Annotated in this window: 13 protein-coding genes; 7 read left to right on the forward strand and 6 right to left on the reverse strand. The window is 58.5% G+C overall.

Annotated elements, in window-relative coordinates; translation table 11 throughout:
- The 7 genes from ED661_RS15490 (at position 1) to ED661_RS15520 (ending at position 7,520) form a co-directional block, all read left to right on the forward strand.
- The gene (locus ED661_RS15490; RefSeq protein WP_122074834.1) at positions 1-684 is read left to right on the forward strand and encodes an adenylate kinase; all 684 of its coding nucleotides are present in this window, start codon (positions 1-3) and stop codon (positions 682-684) included.
- A gap of 210 nt (positions 685-894) precedes the next feature.
- Complete coding sequence (locus ED661_RS15495; protein ID WP_122074835.1) at positions 895-1,179, forward strand: DUF4212 domain-containing protein; 285 nt, start codon at positions 895-897, stop codon at positions 1,177-1,179.
- A gap of 3 nt (positions 1,180-1,182) precedes the next feature.
- On the forward strand, positions 1,183-2,967 hold the full coding sequence (locus tag ED661_RS15500; protein WP_122074836.1) for a sodium:solute symporter family protein: 1,785 nt from the start codon (positions 1,183-1,185) through the stop codon (positions 2,965-2,967).
- A 138-nt stretch (positions 2,968-3,105) separates the two neighbouring features.
- Positions 3,106-4,929 carry a DUF294 nucleotidyltransferase-like domain-containing protein gene (locus tag ED661_RS15505; RefSeq protein ID WP_122074837.1) on the forward strand — a complete coding sequence of 608 codons (1,824 nt, stop codon included), beginning with the start codon at positions 3,106-3,108 and terminating at the stop codon, positions 4,927-4,929.
- Positions 4,930-5,028: 99 nt separating this feature from the next.
- A complete protein-coding gene (locus ED661_RS15510; protein WP_122074838.1) occupies positions 5,029-5,547 on the forward strand; it encodes a hypothetical protein in 519 nt (172 codons plus the stop codon).
- 4 nt (positions 5,548-5,551) lie between these two features.
- Positions 5,552-7,006: an exonuclease domain-containing protein gene (locus tag ED661_RS15515; RefSeq protein WP_122074839.1), complete on the forward strand. Its 1,455-nt coding sequence runs from the start codon at positions 5,552-5,554 to the stop codon at positions 7,004-7,006.
- 13 nt (positions 7,007-7,019) lie between these two features.
- Positions 7,020-7,520 carry a flavin reductase family protein gene (locus tag ED661_RS15520; RefSeq protein ID WP_122074840.1) on the forward strand — a complete coding sequence of 167 codons (501 nt, stop codon included), beginning with the start codon at positions 7,020-7,022 and terminating at the stop codon, positions 7,518-7,520.
- Positions 7,521-7,643: 123 nt separating this feature from the next.
- On the opposite strand, the gene ED661_RS15525 is transcribed toward ED661_RS15520, so the two are convergent.
- The 6 genes from ED661_RS15525 to ED661_RS15550 all read right to left on the reverse strand — a co-directional run bounded on the left by ED661_RS15525 (position 7,644) and on the right by ED661_RS15550 (position 14,546).
- Positions 7,644-8,630: an ABC transporter substrate-binding protein gene (locus ED661_RS15525; RefSeq protein WP_122074841.1), complete on the reverse strand. Its 987-nt coding sequence runs from the start codon at positions 8,628-8,630 to the stop codon at positions 7,644-7,646.
- Positions 8,631-8,851: 221 nt separating this feature from the next.
- On the reverse strand, positions 8,852-9,697 hold the full coding sequence (locus tag ED661_RS15530) for an ABC transporter permease (RefSeq protein ID WP_122074842.1): 846 nt from the start codon (positions 9,695-9,697) through the stop codon (positions 8,852-8,854).
- Between the two features lie 124 nt (positions 9,698-9,821).
- The gene (locus ED661_RS15535) at positions 9,822-10,739 is read right to left on the reverse strand and encodes an ABC transporter permease (RefSeq protein WP_122074843.1); all 918 of its coding nucleotides are present in this window, start codon (positions 10,737-10,739) and stop codon (positions 9,822-9,824) included.
- A 36-nt stretch (positions 10,740-10,775) separates the two neighbouring features.
- On the reverse strand, positions 10,776-11,597 hold the full coding sequence (locus ED661_RS15540; protein WP_122074844.1) for an ABC transporter ATP-binding protein: 822 nt from the start codon (positions 11,595-11,597) through the stop codon (positions 10,776-10,778).
- 80 nt (positions 11,598-11,677) lie between these two features.
- Positions 11,678-13,132: a dihydropyrimidinase gene (gene hydA / locus ED661_RS15545; protein WP_122074845.1), complete on the reverse strand. Its 1,455-nt coding sequence runs from the start codon at positions 13,130-13,132 to the stop codon at positions 11,678-11,680.
- A gap of 163 nt (positions 13,133-13,295) precedes the next feature.
- A complete protein-coding gene (locus ED661_RS15550) occupies positions 13,296-14,546 on the reverse strand; it encodes a Zn-dependent hydrolase (RefSeq protein ID WP_122074846.1) in 1,251 nt (416 codons plus the stop codon).
- Positions 14,547-14,651 lie beyond the last annotated feature (105 nt).

A 14,651-nucleotide genomic window follows, 5' to 3' on the forward strand; every position in this document is an offset into this window, starting at 1 on the left:
ATGACAAGTGATGTAATGACCCGCCCCGCTGTTCTCATTCTTCTCGGCCCTCCCGGCGCCGGGAAGGGTACACAGGCCCGCGTTCTGGAAGAGAAGTTTGGCCTTGTTCAACTCTCGACCGGAGACCTTCTGCGCGCTGCCGTGGCTGCCGGCACCGAGGCCGGTAAGGCCGCCAAGGCCGTGATGGCTTCCGGTGGTCTGGTCTCTGATGAGATCGTGATCAACATCCTGCGCGACCGTCTGGCGGAACCAGACTGTGCCAAGGGGGTCATCCTTGATGGCTTCCCCCGCACCACCGTTCAGGCCGAGGCGCTGGATGTTCTGCTGGCTGAAACCGGTCAGAAGATCAACGCCGCGATCAGCCTGGAAGTAGATGACAGTGCCATGGTGACCCGGGTTTCCGGGCGCTACACCTGCGGCGGTTGCGGCGAGGGCTACCACGACAGTTTCAAGCAGCCAGAAGTTGCCGGAACATGCGACAAATGCGGCAGTCAGAACATGACCCGTCGCGCTGATGACAATGCCGAAACCGTCGCCAGTCGTCTGGCGGCCTATCACGAACAGACCGCACCGCTAATTGCCTACTACAAGGGCAAAGACGCATTGCAAATCATTGATGCAATGGGAGAAATCGAGGCGATCTCTGGGGGCCTAACCAAGATCGTTTCCGAAGTAACGAGTTAAACTTTTAAGTTTCCAGGGGGGCCGTCGGCTCAGCGGTCCCCCACACCACATATTGGAATATCCGTGTAGATTTGCCGACCCTCCGTCGGCGGAATTGCGGAGCAATGCCCGAAGTCCTGTTTTCACGTGAAAACACCGGCACGGGCAAACAGAGAGCGCTTGCCTGATTGACCTCTCAATCGGGTCCTGGAGGAAGAAGGAGGAGCCGCAATGGCGGACCACACAACAAACGCTGCACAGACAGCCGAGGCCGATAAGGGCTATTGGCAGGCCAATGTGCGGATCATTCTTGTCAGCCTAGTGATCTGGGCTGTCGTTTCATTTGGTTTTGGCATTCTGCTGCGTCCGATGCTGTCCGGCATTGCCGTTGGTGGCACGGATCTGGGCTTCTGGTTTGCCCAGCAGGGGTCGATCATGGTCTTTTTGGGCCTGATCTTTTTCTACGCCTTCCGGATGAACAAGCTGGACCGTGAATTCGGCGTCGAGGAGGAGTAAACAATGGATCAGTTTACCATCAACCTGCTGTTTGTGGGCACGTCCTTCGCGCTCTACATCGGCATCGCGATCTGGGCCCGCGCGGGCTCCACATCGGAATTCTACGCGGCGGGTCGCGGTGTGCACCCCGTCACCAACGGTATGGCCACAGCGGCCGACTGGATGTCTGCGGCCTCCTTCATCTCGATGGCGGGCCTGATTGCCTTTACCGGCTATGACAACTCGTCCTTCCTGATGGGTTGGACTGGTGGCTATGTGCTGCTCGCGCTGCTGCTCGCCCCCTATCTGCGCAAGTTCGGCAAGTTCACCGTTTCCGAGTTCATCGGTGATCGGTTCTACAGCCCAACCGCGCGTATCGTGGCGGTGATCTGCTTGATCGTTGCCTCGACAACTTACGTTATTGGTCAGATGACTGGCGTGGGCGTGGCCTTTGGCCGCTTCCTCGAAGTCTCCAACACCGCAGGGCTGTTAATTGGCGCCTGTGTTGTGTTCGCCTATGCGGTGTTCGGAGGCATGAAAGGCGTGACCTATACACAGGTTGCGCAATACTGCGTGCTGATCATGGCCTATACCATTCCGGCCATCTTCATCTCGCTGCAGCTGACCGGCAACCCAATCCCTGCCCTGGGTCTGTTTGGCGATCATGTCGCCTCGGGTGAGCCTTTGTTGCAAAAGCTGGACGCTATCGTGCGGGAGCTGGGCTTTAACGAGTATACCGCTCACCATTCCGACACCTTCAACATGGTGCTGTTCACCCTGTCGCTGATGATCGGTACCGCGGGTCTGCCCCACGTGATCATGCGTTTCTTCACCGTACCCCGCGTGGCAGATGCCCGCTGGTCCGCTGGCTGGGCGCTGGTCTTTATCGCCCTGCTGTATCTTACCGCGCCGGCCGTGGGTGCCATGGCGCGTCTGAACATCACCGATATGATGTGGCCCAATGGCACAGATGCGGCAGCGGTTTCGGTCGAGCAGATCGAAAACGATGCACGCTATGACTGGATGGCGACCTGGGAAAAAACCGGTCTCCTGGCCTGGGAAGACAAGAACGGCGATGGCCACATTCAGTATTACAACGACAAGAATGCTGACATGCAGGCCAAAGCGGCTGAAAACGGCTGGACCGGCAACGAGCTGACCAAGTTCAACCGTGACATCCTGGTTCTGGCCAACCCTGAAATCGCCAACCTGCCCTCTTGGGTCATTGGTCTGGTGGCTGCAGGTGGTCTGGCGGCGGCGCTGTCAACGGCGGCTGGTCTGCTGCTGGCGATCTCTTCCGCTGTGTCGCACGATCTGATCAAAGGTTCGATCAACCCGAATATCTCGGAAAAAGGCGAGCTGCTGTCAGCCCGTATTGCCATGGCGGTTGCCATTGCGGTTGCCACCTACCTGGGTCTCAACCCTCCCGGCTTTGCGGCGCAGACTGTGGCCCTGGCCTTTGGTCTGGCGGCGGCCTCGATCTTCCCGGCACTGATGATGGGGATCTTCTCTAAGAAGATCAACAACACCGGTGCTGTGGCAGGTATGCTGGCTGGTCTGGGCGTCACCCTGATCTACATCTTCCTGCACAAGGGCTGGCTATTCATTCCGGGCACCAACTCCTTCACCGATGCGGATCCGCTGCTGGGCACGATCAAGTCGACCTCCTTTGGTGCCATCGGTGCCGCGGTCAACTTCACCGTTGCCTATGTGGTTGCCGGCATGACCAAGGAAACCCCGCAGGAGATCAAAGATCTGGTCGAAAGCGTGCGCATCCCACGTGGCGCAGGGGCTGCACAGGATCACTGATCCCTCCCTGGACGGGCCATTCCTTTGAGGCTAACGCCTTTATGGTCCGTCCCTTTTTATCCTCATGCCCGCCCCGGTTACTGCCCGGGCGGGCATCCCCATTCTTCCCAAGTGGCCTTTAGTCCTACAGGTGCATTGATGCCGATTTCCGAAACCGATCTGATCCGCTTTCTCACCTCCGTTCATCCCTATGACAGTCTCGAGCTGAGCAGGCTGCGGGATCTGGCGCCAAAGTTTCAAGTCCTGTCGGTCAATCCCGGTGAGACCATCTATGAGCTGGGCACCGATCTTGCCGGGCTGTATCTGGTGCATCACGGCGAGGTCGAAGTTTTTGACGAAAACGACATGGCGATCTCGATCCTGGGTCCGCGCAATTCCTTTGGTGAACGCGGGCTGACACGTGGCGGTCGCGCTGTCACCTCGGCGCGCGCCAGCATTGCAACTGTACTGCTATTGCTGCCCCGCGCGGATTTTGACGCCCTGATGCAGGCCGAACCTGCGGTCACGCGTTTCTTTGATCGCCGCCGCCCCGATGCGCCGATCCAGAACGGGCTCACCACCACCCGCGCCGAGACCTTTATGGCGGCCCCCCCCGTGACCTGTTCTGCGGGCCTCACCTGCCAGGGAGCGGCGCAGCTGATGCGTCAGCACCATATCTCCTGTGTCTGCATCAGCGATGGCGATACATTGCTGGGCATTCTGACCACCCGGGATCTGACAGAGAAACTGCTGGCCGAGGGACTGCCCTTTTCCACCCCAGTGTCGCAGATCATGACCAAAAACCCCCGCAGCCTGCCGCCCTCGGCCATTGGCTCGGATGTGCTGCATGCCATGATGGAGCACCACATCGGCCATATCCCGGTGGTGCTGAACAATCGGTTGCTTGGCATTATCACCCAGACCGACCTCACCCGGTTTCAGGCGGTCAGCTCAGCCGAGCTGGTCTCCAGCATCGCCCGCGCGGGTAGTGCCGAGGAGATGGCAGCGGTCACCGCCGAGATCCCCCGGCTGCTGGTACAGCTGGTGGCCGGCGGCAACCGCCATGAGGTGGTGACCCGGTTGATCACTGATATTGCTGATACCGCCACCAGACGGTTGCTTGCCCTTGCAGAAACGAAGCTTGGCCCCGCCCCCGTGCCCTATCTCTGGCTTGCCTGTGGCAGCCAGGGCCGCCAGGAACAGACCGGAGTTTCGGATCAGGACAACTGCCTGATCTTGGCAGATGAGGCGACAGAAGCGCATGACGCCTATTTTGCCGCGCTGGCGGAATATGTCTGTGATGGGTTGAACACCTGCGGCTATGTCTATTGCCCCGGTGATATGATGGCGACCAATAGCCGGTGGCGGCAACCTCTGCACGTCTGGCGGGAGTATTTTGGCGGCTGGATCACCAAACCCGGCCCCGAGGCCCAGATGTTGGCCTCGGTGATGTTTGATCTTCGCCCCATTGGCGGCGACACCAGCCTGTTTGCAGGGCTACAGACCAACGTCCTGGCCTCGGCCTGTGCCAATTCGATCTTTGTGGCCCATATGACCTCAAATGCGCTGAAGCATACCCCGCCCCTGGGACTGTTGCGCGGCTTTGCCACCATTCGCTCAGGCGAGCATCGCAACACCCTGGATATGAAGCACAATGGTGTGGTGCCGGTGACGGATCTGGGGCGGATCTACGCCTTGCAGGGCGAGATTGCCGCGGTGAATACCCGCGCCCGCCTGGAAGCTGGCGCCGCCGCTGGCGTCATCAGCCCCAGCGGCGCCCGCGATCTGCTGGACGCCTATGATTTGATCGCCCAGACTCGGTTGGAACATCAGGCGGATCTTGTGCGCCAGGGGCAGATACCTGACAACTATTTGGCGCCATCAGATTTGTCTGACTTTGAGCGAAGTCATCTGCGTGACGCCTTTGTCGTGGTAAAAACCATGCAATCGGCGCTGGGGCACGGTAAGGGCATGTTAGGATAGCACATCGCTTGGGGCTTATGTCGGAGCCTCCGGCGGGAATATTTTTGGAAAGATGATAGGCCCAGGGTTTCACAACACCCGGGCAGTCTTGGGGGAAAGATGTTTCTGGAACTGATCGCTGTGATTTTTGCCGGTATCGCTGTTGCCGGGGTGGTGATGCTGATCAACAGCGCCACCGGGGCGCGACTGCCGCGCTGGCTGGCGCCAGTGGCGGCGGGTCTGGCGATGATTGGTGTGACGGTTGCTTCGGAATATAGCTGGTACAGCCGCACCGAGGCCAATCTGCCCGAAGGGCTGGTGGTGGCCGAGGTGGTGGAGAGCCGCAAGCTCTATCGCCCCTGGACCTATCTGGTGCCACTGAGCGAGCGCTTTGTTGCGGTGGACCTGGCCACCCGGCGCAGCCATCCAAAGCAGCCGGACCAGCATCTGGCAGAGGTGTTCTTTTTTGGCCGCTGGGCGCCGATCAGCCAGCTCAGCATTGTTGCGGATTGTGCTAATTGGCGGCGCGCAGCGGTGGAGGCTGAGACCCGGTTTGCCGAGGATGGCAGTATTGGTGGCGTAAACTGGGTCTCCCCCCCTGCTGAAGACCCGCTCTTGACCACCACCTGCGGAGGCTGACCCCATGTTGACCCATCTGAGCCTGCGTCTGCGGATTTTCTTGTTTTTCTGCCTCCTCGCCCTGGGCGCAATTGCTGTCAGCCTGGGCAGTCTTTGGCTGAGCTATCAACGGGCAGCGACCCCAGCCCTGCTCGATCCCTTTATTTTTGCCGGCCTGCTTGGCACCTTTGCAATTCTTGGTATCTGCGCAGGCATATGGCTGCTGTTTGATGAGAATGTCGCCAAGCCAATCGAAGTTCTCGCCTCAGAGATGCGGTTGCGTGCCCATGGGGGGGTGTCCCGGGGTATTGATGCCAAGACAGCACGCTATCTGGGTGATCTCGCCCCTGCTGCGGCTGGGTTGGCCGGGCAGCTTGGTGACACCACCCTGTTGACCGCGCGCAATATCGCTGAGGAAACGGCGCGGCTGGAAGCAGATAAACGCCAGTTGACCGCGCTCCTGAGTGAGCTGCCAGTCGCAACGGTGATGCTGGGCGCAGATCATCGCATCGTGCTTTATGATGCCCAGGCGGCAGTGGTTCTGGCGCAGATTGCCCACCCTCGCCTGAATGCCTGCCTGTTTGACTACCTGGACCAAGTGGCTCTGGAAGCCGCCTATAGCCAGATGATCAAGACGGGCAAGGAGGTGCAGGCGCAGGTGACGGGCCGGGACGAGGCGCAGAGCTATCTCGTGCACCTAAAGCCACTAGGCCAGGGGGAAGGCTATGTGCTAATCTTTGATGCCGCCGTTGCCAGAATCGCCCCTGACGCCGCCCGGCCCCTGATTTACGATTTTGAGCTTCTCGAGCGCCCGCTGCAGGATATTGGCGAACGGAGCCTGAAAGATCTGTGCTTTGCGGTGTTTGATACCGAAACCACCGGACTGTTGCCACATAAGGATGAGATCGTCCAGATTGGGGCCGTCCGGGTGCTGAACGGCCGCATGATCGAGGGGGAGCAGTTTGATACGCTGGTCGACCCGCAGCGGCCCATCCCCGAGGCCTCGACCCGGGTGCACGGGGTCAGCAATGCCATGGTGCAGGGAGCCCCGGTCATTACAAAAGCGGCAGCCCAGTTTCACCTCTTTGCCAAGGATGCGGTGATTGTGGCCCATAACGCGCCATTTGACATGGCCTTTTTGCGCCGTCACGCCAAGGCAACCAGGGTAGAGTGGGATCATCCGATCCTGGATACTGTATTACTGAGTGCAGTGCTGTTTGGATCCTCGGTTCCGCACACGCTGGATGCGCTCTGTGAACGGCTGGATATCACCATCCCGCCTGCCCTGCGCCATACGGCCCTGGGCGATGCCCATGCAACCGCAAGCGCCCTGGTGCAAATGATCCCCATGCTGCAGGCGCGCGGCTTTAACAGCCTGGAACAGGTGATTGAGCAAACCCGCCGCCATGGACGGCTGCTGGAGGACCTCAATCCAGTGGACAATCACGGCAGCACATGGCAGGCAGGCGAAAAGACCTGAAGTGAGGCGCGCGATGCCAGAAACCAGTTTTATTCCCGCCGCTGACACGGCCCGGGCCTATCGGGATGCTCTGGGCTATTTTGCCACCGGGGTCACCGTTGTGACCACCCTTTCGCAAGACCGCCCCCTGGCGATCACAGTGAACAGTTTCACCTCGGTTTCGATTGAGCCGCCGCTCCTGCTCTGGTGCCCTGATCGCAGCTCGCTGCGTCACGATACATTTGTCGCCGCAGAACGCTTTGCCATTCATGTGCTTGCCGAAGATCAGCTGGAGCAGGCGCAGCATTTTGCCCGCGATGGCGAGGGGTTTACCCAGGCCAACTGGCACAAAAGCGCGGCTGGAACTCCGGCCCTGCACGGCTATATCGCCCGGTTTGAATGTCAGAAATTTGAGGCTCATCCCGCTGGGGATCACACCATCATTTTAGGGCAAGTCACAAAGGTCACCACCCGCCCAGGCAAAGGTTTGATCTTTAAACGGGGCCAGTTTGGCGGCTTTTTGGAACAGTCTTGAGGGCGCCCCCTTGTTCGCTCTGAAAACACCCAAATGAAAAACCCGCCCAACCATCAGGTTCGGCGGGTTTTCCTTTAGCCTGCCCGCCCTTAGCAAGTTTTCAGGCAAGGGCGAGAATTTGGCTTATTTCAGAGCCGCGTCGGTGATGACATGGGTCCAGGCGCCTTCTGGGGCTTTGGTGATAACCGGCGAAGAGCCACCTTCGAGCAGGGTCTGTACTGTGCGCTCATAATCGGCTGGGTCCAGGGCACCATTGCTGCCTGCGGTTAGCTTGGCCACTTCCCGCATCATACGCTGCTGGTGAACTTCGGTCTGGGCACCGGAGGCATCGTTCTCCAGAATGATTTCTGCTGCCTCATCAGGATGGGCTTCGGCATATTTCCAGCCCTGCATCGAGGCGCGCACAAAACGCTCCATCTTGGACACAAAGGCCGGATCATCCAGGTTCTCTTCCAGAACATAGAGACCATCTTCCAGCGTCGCGACGCCCTGGTCCTCATATTTGAAGGTGATCAGCTCATCCTCGGAAACACCGGAATCGATCACCTGCCAGTATTCATTATAGGTCATGGTCGAAATACAATCGGCCTGACGCTGCAGCAGTGGATCAACGTTAAAGCCCTGCTTCAGAACTTCGACGCCCATTTCACCCTTGGCTTCGGTGGAGATGCCCAGCTTGCTCATCCAGCTCATGAAGGGGAATTCATTGCCAAAGAACCATACACCCAGGGTGCGGTTTGACAGGTCAGAAGGCTCGGCAATACCTGTGTCATTCCAGCAGGTCAGCTGCATGCCCGAGCTTTTGTAAGGCTGGGCGATATTGACCAGCGGCAGACCCTTTTCGCGCGCCGCCAGGGCCGCTGGCATCCACTCAACCGTAACATCGGCGCCGCCGCCTGCAATCACCTGGGTTGGGGCAATATCCGGCCCCCCTGGCAGAATGGTGACATTCAGATCCTCAGCTTCATAGAAGCCTTTGTCCAGAGCCACGTAGTAGCCAGCGAACTGTGCCTGTGTCACCCATTTCAGCTGCAACTTCACGTCATCCGCAGCCTGGGCCGCGCCGACAGATGCAAGCGCCAGACCGGCGGCTGTCAAAATGTGTTTCATGAGATCGTTCTCCCGTTGGTTATGATGAAAGCTTGCGCGAATTTGACCCTTCGATCAAATATTTTTCTTAAGTTCTTGTCAGGCCTTCGGCCTGTTTGCGCAGCTATTGAGCATTAATTTTGAACCTGTGATCGATTTTTCACCATTCTTTCAGGTCGTCACCAGAGCGCCCCTCTGGTCTTATCCACCGCGCAGCACAGCCGACGCGATGGACTATTCTTTTAGCCCTGTTGCGAAGGGTGCCAGAAGGTCAAGCTTTTCTCGATCAGGGCGATTGTCCCGTAGAAAAACGACCCCGCCAATGCCGCCATGACAATCTCGGCCCAGACCATATCCAGCGCCAGTTGCCCCACGCTGGTCGAAATCCGAAAGCCCATGCCCACAGTGGGGGAGCCAAAGAACTCAGCCACAATTGCCCCCACCAGCGCCAGGGTTGTCGAAATCTTCAAGCCATTAAAGATAAAGGGCAAAGCTGCGGGCAGACGCAGTTTGAAAAAGCTCTGCCAATAGCTGGCCGCATAGGTCTGCATCAGATCCCGCTGCATGGCAGAGGTCTCGCGCAACCCGGCCACGGTGTTCACCAGCATCGGAAAGAACACCATGACCACTACAACGGCCGCCTTGGATTGCCAATCAAAGCCAAACCACATCACCAGAATTGGCGCGGTTCCCACAATGGGCAGGGCCGCCACAAAATTGCCCACCGGCAGCAGGCCACGGCGCAGAAAATCACTGCGATCCACCGCCACAGCCATCAGCAATGCGGCACCACAGCCCATCACATAGCCAGACAGAGCGCCCTTCAGAAAGGTCTGCGACAGATCTTTCCACAGGATCGGCAGGGATGTGGCAAAGCGCTCCGCAATCAGGCTTGGTGCTGGCAGGATCACCAGTGACACCTCCAGCCCGCGCACCAAAAGCTCCCAGACCAACAACAGCGTGACGCCAAAAATCACCGGAACCAGCAGCTTTACGGCCCGGGTCCCCGCGCTGGCACCATTGGCCAGGCGGCTGTTCACCCACCAGCCCAGACACCAGACCAAAACAGCAAGCAAAACCATCGTCATCTGGCCTCTCCCCTGCTGTCTCGCGCATTGAGAACCAAAGGGGCCCTCGACTTCATTTGGCCCAAAATATTCCGGGGGAGCCGCATTTCTGCGGCGGGGGCAGCGCCCCCTTTAGACAATTGCATCATGACGCCATCCCCATGCGTTTCAGCACATTTTTCTCAATCAACTCCAACAAGGCCACCAAAAGCCCCGCCAGGATGGCAGCCGCAAAGAGCGCAGACCAGATCTGCACCGTCTGGCCATAATAGCTCCCCGCCAATAGACGCGCGCCAAGTCCGGCAACCGCCCCCGTCGGCAGCTCGCCAACGATGGCCCCCAGCAAAGACGCCGCAATCCCGATTTTCAGTGAGGTAAAGAGATAGGGCATCGATGAAGGCAGTCGCAGCTTCCAGAACCCCTGGCTTGTATTGGCGCTATAGGTCTTCAGCAGATCCAACTGCATCGCATCGGGGCTGCGCAGCCCCTTCACCATGCCAACCACCACCGGGAAAAAGCTCAAGTAAGCCGAGATAACCGCCTTGGGCAGTATCCCCTGCACCCCGATGGAATAAAGCACCACGATGATCATCGGCGCCAGGGCAATAATCGGAATAGTCTGGCTGACGATGGCCCAGGGCATCACTGACATATCCATCACTTTTGAATGCACGATCCCCACAGCCAGCAAGATGCCAAGCCCTGTACCAATGACAAAGCCCAAGAGGGTCGCATTCAGCGTCACCTGCGCATGATAGACCAAGGAGCGTTTTGAGGTGACCTTCTTCATCACTGTGGTCTTCCACAGCTCAGAGATCACCTGATGTGGTGCCGGCAGGCGCGGACGATCCTGTTCCCAGGTCTGCGCGATGGCAAATGTGTTGTCAGCCACCAGCCCAAAACTCCCCATATCGCGCCGCACTTTTGAAGTCGCAGGCATGACTTCAGCGCCGCCACGCTCAGCTGCATCCAACACGCCCTTAATGTTCATCGGCACACAAGCCGCATACCAAAAGGCCAAAATGGCGGCGAGCACGGTCAGGACGGAAAGAAAAGTCTTCATTGCTCCCCCTCCCCTCCAGTTGTCGATATCAATGCATCAATCATCGGCATGCCCTGCCCGCAGGCCCTCGCGCACGCGGTGGGCAATATCGATGAACTCCTGACTGTCGCGAATATCCAGCGGGCGTTCGCGCGGCAGCGTGCTCTCGATCACATCAGTGATCCTACCAGGGCGCGGTGACATCACCACGATCTTGGTCGACAGATAGACCGCTTCTGGAATTGAGTGGGTGACAAAGCCGATGGTCTTGTTGGTCCGTGCCCAGAGCTTCAACAGCTGCTCATTGAGGTGATCGCGTACGATCTCATCCAGCGCCCCAAAGGGTTCATCCATCAACAGGATATCCGCATCAAAGGCCAGCGCTCGGGCAATGCTGGCCCGCTGCTGCATGCCACCTGAGAGCTGCCAGGGATACTTGCCGCCAAAGCCCGCAAGTTCTACCAGCTCCAGCACCTGCTCAACCCGCTTGTCCTGCTCGGCTTTGGAATAGCCCATGATTTCAAGCGGCAGCTTGATATTCTTGGCAATGGTACGCCAGGGGTACAGCCCCGCCGCCTGAAACACATAGCCATAGGCGCGCTGCTTGCGGGCCTCATCCGGGCTCATGCCATTGACGGTAATTGTGCCGCCAGTGGGATGTTCCAGCGCCGCCATCACCCGCAGAAAGGTGGTCTTGCCACAGCCCGAAGGACCAATAAAGGAGACAAAATCCCCCTTGTTGATGGTGAGGTTCACATCCTTCAGCGCCTGCACCGGCCCGTCATTGGTGGGAAAAACCAGATCCAGGTTCTTCGCTTCGACGACGGCCTCGGTGGATCCATTTAGGACACCGGCCTGGGTAGTCGTTTGAGTATTCATATCTTCGCCTTATTCAGACTATGCGCGGGCCGCGCGCGGTCTCCCTGGCGCAGCCCTGCTCTTCGATTTATCGCCTGTGATCAGACGCCAGTCGCGGGAATGCCTGATCGCTCAACGGGGCGCGGAGCTGTCAGTTCTTTCCAGGTCGATAGCGCCTTGTTCACGGTTGCATTGGCTTCGCGTTCCACAAAGCGGCCATGGCCTTCCTGGGTACGGATTTCGCCGTCATGCACAGCCACATGTCCCCGCGTCAAGGTAAAGCGCGGCAGTCCTTTGATCTCATGACCTTCAAAGACGTTGTAATCAATTGCCGATTGCTGGGTGCTGGCGGCGATGGTTTTGGACTTTTCCGGATCCCAAACCACCAGATCCGCATCCGCCCCCACCAGAACTGCACCCTTTTTAGGATAACAATTCAGGATCTTGGCGATATTGGTCGAGGTCACAGCGACAAACTCATTTGGCGTGATCCGCCCCGTCGCAACCCCCTGGGTCCAAAGCATCGGCATCCGGTCTTCCAACCCGCCAGTGCCATTGGGGATCTTGGTGAAATCCCCCACTCCGTAGCGTTTCTGTTCGGTCGAGAAGGCACAGTGATCCGTCGCCACCACCGAGAGCGAGCCCGACTGCAGACCAGCCCAAAGACTGTCCTGATGCTGCTTGTTGCGGAAGGGCGGCGACATGACACGCCGCGCGGCGTGATCCCAATCAGGGTTGAAATACTCGCTCTCATCCAGGGTCAGATGCTGGATCAGCGGCTCGCCCCAGACGCGTTTGCCCTGCATCCGGGCACGGCGAATGGCCTCGTGGCTGTCCTCACAGGAGGTATGCACCACATAAAGCGGCACGCCGGCCATATCAGCAATCATGATAGCGCGGTTGGTGGCCTCGCCTTCGACCTGGGGCGGGCGGGAATAGGCATGGGCCTCGGGGCCGGTATTGCCTTCCGCCAGCAGTTTGGCCGAGAGTTCCGCCACCACATCGCCGTTTTCCGCGTGTACCATGGCAATGCCGCCCAATTCCGCCAGACGCTGGAAACTGGAATACATCTCATCATCATTGACCATCAAAGCGCCCTTATAGGCCATGAAGTGCTTGAAGGTATTGATGCCACGGGTCTCAATCACGGTCTTCATATCGTCAAAGACCTGCTCCCCCCACCAGGTCACCGCCATATGGAAGGAGTAATCACAATTGGCCCGCGTCGACTTGTTGTCCCAACGCTTCAAGGCATCCAGCAGGCTCTCGCCCGGATTGGGCAGTGCAAAATCCACCACCATGGTGGTGCCGCCCGCCAGGCCCGCGCGGGTGCCGCTTTCAAAATCATCCGTCGAATAGGTGCCCATGAAGGGCATTTCCAGATGGGTATGCGGATCAATCCCGCCCGGCATCACGTAACAGCCAGTAGCGTCAAGCTCCTCATCCCCCTTCAGGTTTGGCCCAATGGCAGTGATCACGCCATTCTCAATCAAAACATCCGATTTATACGTCAGATCCGCGGTCACAATGGTCCCGTTCTTGATGACTTTACTCATGGTAAAACTCCCTGTCTCGGGCGCCTTTTACGCCCCTTTTTCTGGTTTTGGGACCAGCTCCCTGTTCAGTTGGCCCAATCAATTGTCCTGGACTTCATTTGGCCAAAAATATCCCGGGGGAGCGGCCTCCTAGGGGCCGCGGGGGCAGCGCCCCTTTCCCGCTTTAGGAAACGATTTCAGCCGTCTCCACCACCGCGTGAAACAGGACATTGCCTCCGGCTTCTGCCCAGTCCTTGCTGATCTCTTCCGCCTCATTGTGGCTCAACCCATCCACACAGGGGCACATGATCATCGCCGTTGGCGCAACCCGGTTGATCCAGCAGGCATCATGACCCGCGCCAGAGATGATATCGAGATGCGAATAGCCCAGACGTTCCGCCGCGCTGCGCACAGCCGTGACGCAGGTATCGTCGAATTTCACCGGATCAAAACCTCCGACTTTTTCAAACTCGATCTGCATATCCAGGGCTTCGACGATATCCTTACCTTCTTCGCGCAGGCGCAGCTCCATGTCCTGGATCACCTCCAGCTCAGGCGAGCGGAAATCAACGGTAAAGACCACTTTGCCAGGGATCACATTGCGCGAGTTGGGATAGACATCGATATGCCCAGCGGCACCAACCGCACTGGGGGCATGGGACCAAGCGATCTCATCCACCGCTTCCAAGACCCGCGCCATGGCAAGACCCGCGTTGCGGCGCATCGGCATCGGCGTCGACCCGGTATGGGCGTCCTTGCCGGTGATGGTCACTTGGGTCCAGCTGAGGCCCTGACCATGGGTAACAACCCCAATATCCTTGCCTTCGGCTTCCAGAATGGGGCCCTGTTCGATATGCAGCTCAAAAAAGGCATGCATCTTGCGTGCGCCAACTTCCTCATCCCCGCGCCAGCCGATACGGCTCAGCTCATCGCCGAATTTTTTGCCCTCGGCATCTGTCCGGTCATAGGCCCAGTCCTGAGTGTGAATGCCTGCAAAGACCCCCGACGACAGCATGGCCGGCGCATAGCGGGTACCTTCTTCATTGGTAAAATTGGTGGCCACGATGGGGTGTTTGGTCTTGATCCCCAGATCATTGAGAGAGCGAATGAGCTCCAGCCCGGCCAAGACCCCAAGCACGCCGTCATATTTGCCGCCCGTGGGTTGGGTATCCAGATGCGATCCCACATAGACCGGCAGCGCATCCGGATCAGTGCCTTCGCGCCGGGCAAACATATTGCCCATCTGATCCAACCCCATGGTGCAGCCCGCCTCTTCGCACCATTTCTGAAACAGCGCGCGCCCCTCGGCGTCTTCATCGGTCAAGGTCTGACGGTTGTTGCCCCCTGCGACGCCGGGGCCAATCTTGGCCATCTCCATCAGGCTCTCCCAGAGCCGATCGCCGTTGATTTTCAGATTCTGTCCCAAAGACGTCATCGCAGCTTCCTTCCTGTTCCCCCCGCTGGTCCCGCGGGTTATTCTTGGCTTGGCACCAATCGGTGGCTTTGAATCGTTGGCCGTTCTCCAATGAGTTGGATTTGA

It is taken from the genome of Pseudophaeobacter sp. EL27 (genome assembly GCF_900313025.1).
Lineage (GTDB): Bacteria > Pseudomonadota > Alphaproteobacteria > Rhodobacterales > Rhodobacteraceae > Pseudophaeobacter.

What these genes read in the sequence shown, in the direction of transcription:
- ED661_RS15490 (WP_122074834.1), top strand. Translation starts at nt 1, where the DNA reads ATGACAAGTGATGTAATGACCCGCCCCGCTGTTCTCATTCTTCTCGGC.
- ED661_RS15495 (WP_122074835.1), top strand. Translation starts at nt 895, where the DNA reads ATGGCGGACCACACAACAAACGCTGCACAGACAGCCGAGGCCGATAAG.
- ED661_RS15500 (WP_122074836.1), top strand. Translation starts at nt 1,183, where the DNA reads ATGGATCAGTTTACCATCAACCTGCTGTTTGTGGGCACGTCCTTCGCG.
- ED661_RS15505 (WP_122074837.1), top strand. Translation starts at nt 3,106, where the DNA reads ATGCCGATTTCCGAAACCGATCTGATCCGCTTTCTCACCTCCGTTCAT.
- ED661_RS15510 (WP_122074838.1), top strand. Translation starts at nt 5,029, where the DNA reads ATGTTTCTGGAACTGATCGCTGTGATTTTTGCCGGTATCGCTGTTGCC.
- ED661_RS15515 (WP_122074839.1), top strand. Translation starts at nt 5,552, where the DNA reads ATGTTGACCCATCTGAGCCTGCGTCTGCGGATTTTCTTGTTTTTCTGC.
- ED661_RS15520 (WP_122074840.1), top strand. Translation starts at nt 7,020, where the DNA reads ATGCCAGAAACCAGTTTTATTCCCGCCGCTGACACGGCCCGGGCCTAT.
- ED661_RS15525 (WP_122074841.1), bottom strand. Translation starts at nt 8,630, where the DNA reads ATGAAACACATTTTGACAGCCGCCGGTCTGGCGCTTGCATCTGTCGGC.
- ED661_RS15530 (WP_122074842.1), bottom strand. Translation starts at nt 9,697, where the DNA reads ATGACGATGGTTTTGCTTGCTGTTTTGGTCTGGTGTCTGGGCTGGTGG.
- ED661_RS15535 (WP_122074843.1), bottom strand. Translation starts at nt 10,739, where the DNA reads ATGAAGACTTTTCTTTCCGTCCTGACCGTGCTCGCCGCCATTTTGGCC.
- ED661_RS15540 (WP_122074844.1), bottom strand. Translation starts at nt 11,597, where the DNA reads ATGAATACTCAAACGACTACCCAGGCCGGTGTCCTAAATGGATCCACC.
- hydA (WP_122074845.1), bottom strand. Translation starts at nt 13,132, where the DNA reads ATGAGTAAAGTCATCAAGAACGGGACCATTGTGACCGCGGATCTGACG.
- ED661_RS15550 (WP_122074846.1), bottom strand. Translation starts at nt 14,546, where the DNA reads ATGACGTCTTTGGGACAGAATCTGAAAATCAACGGCGATCGGCTCTGG.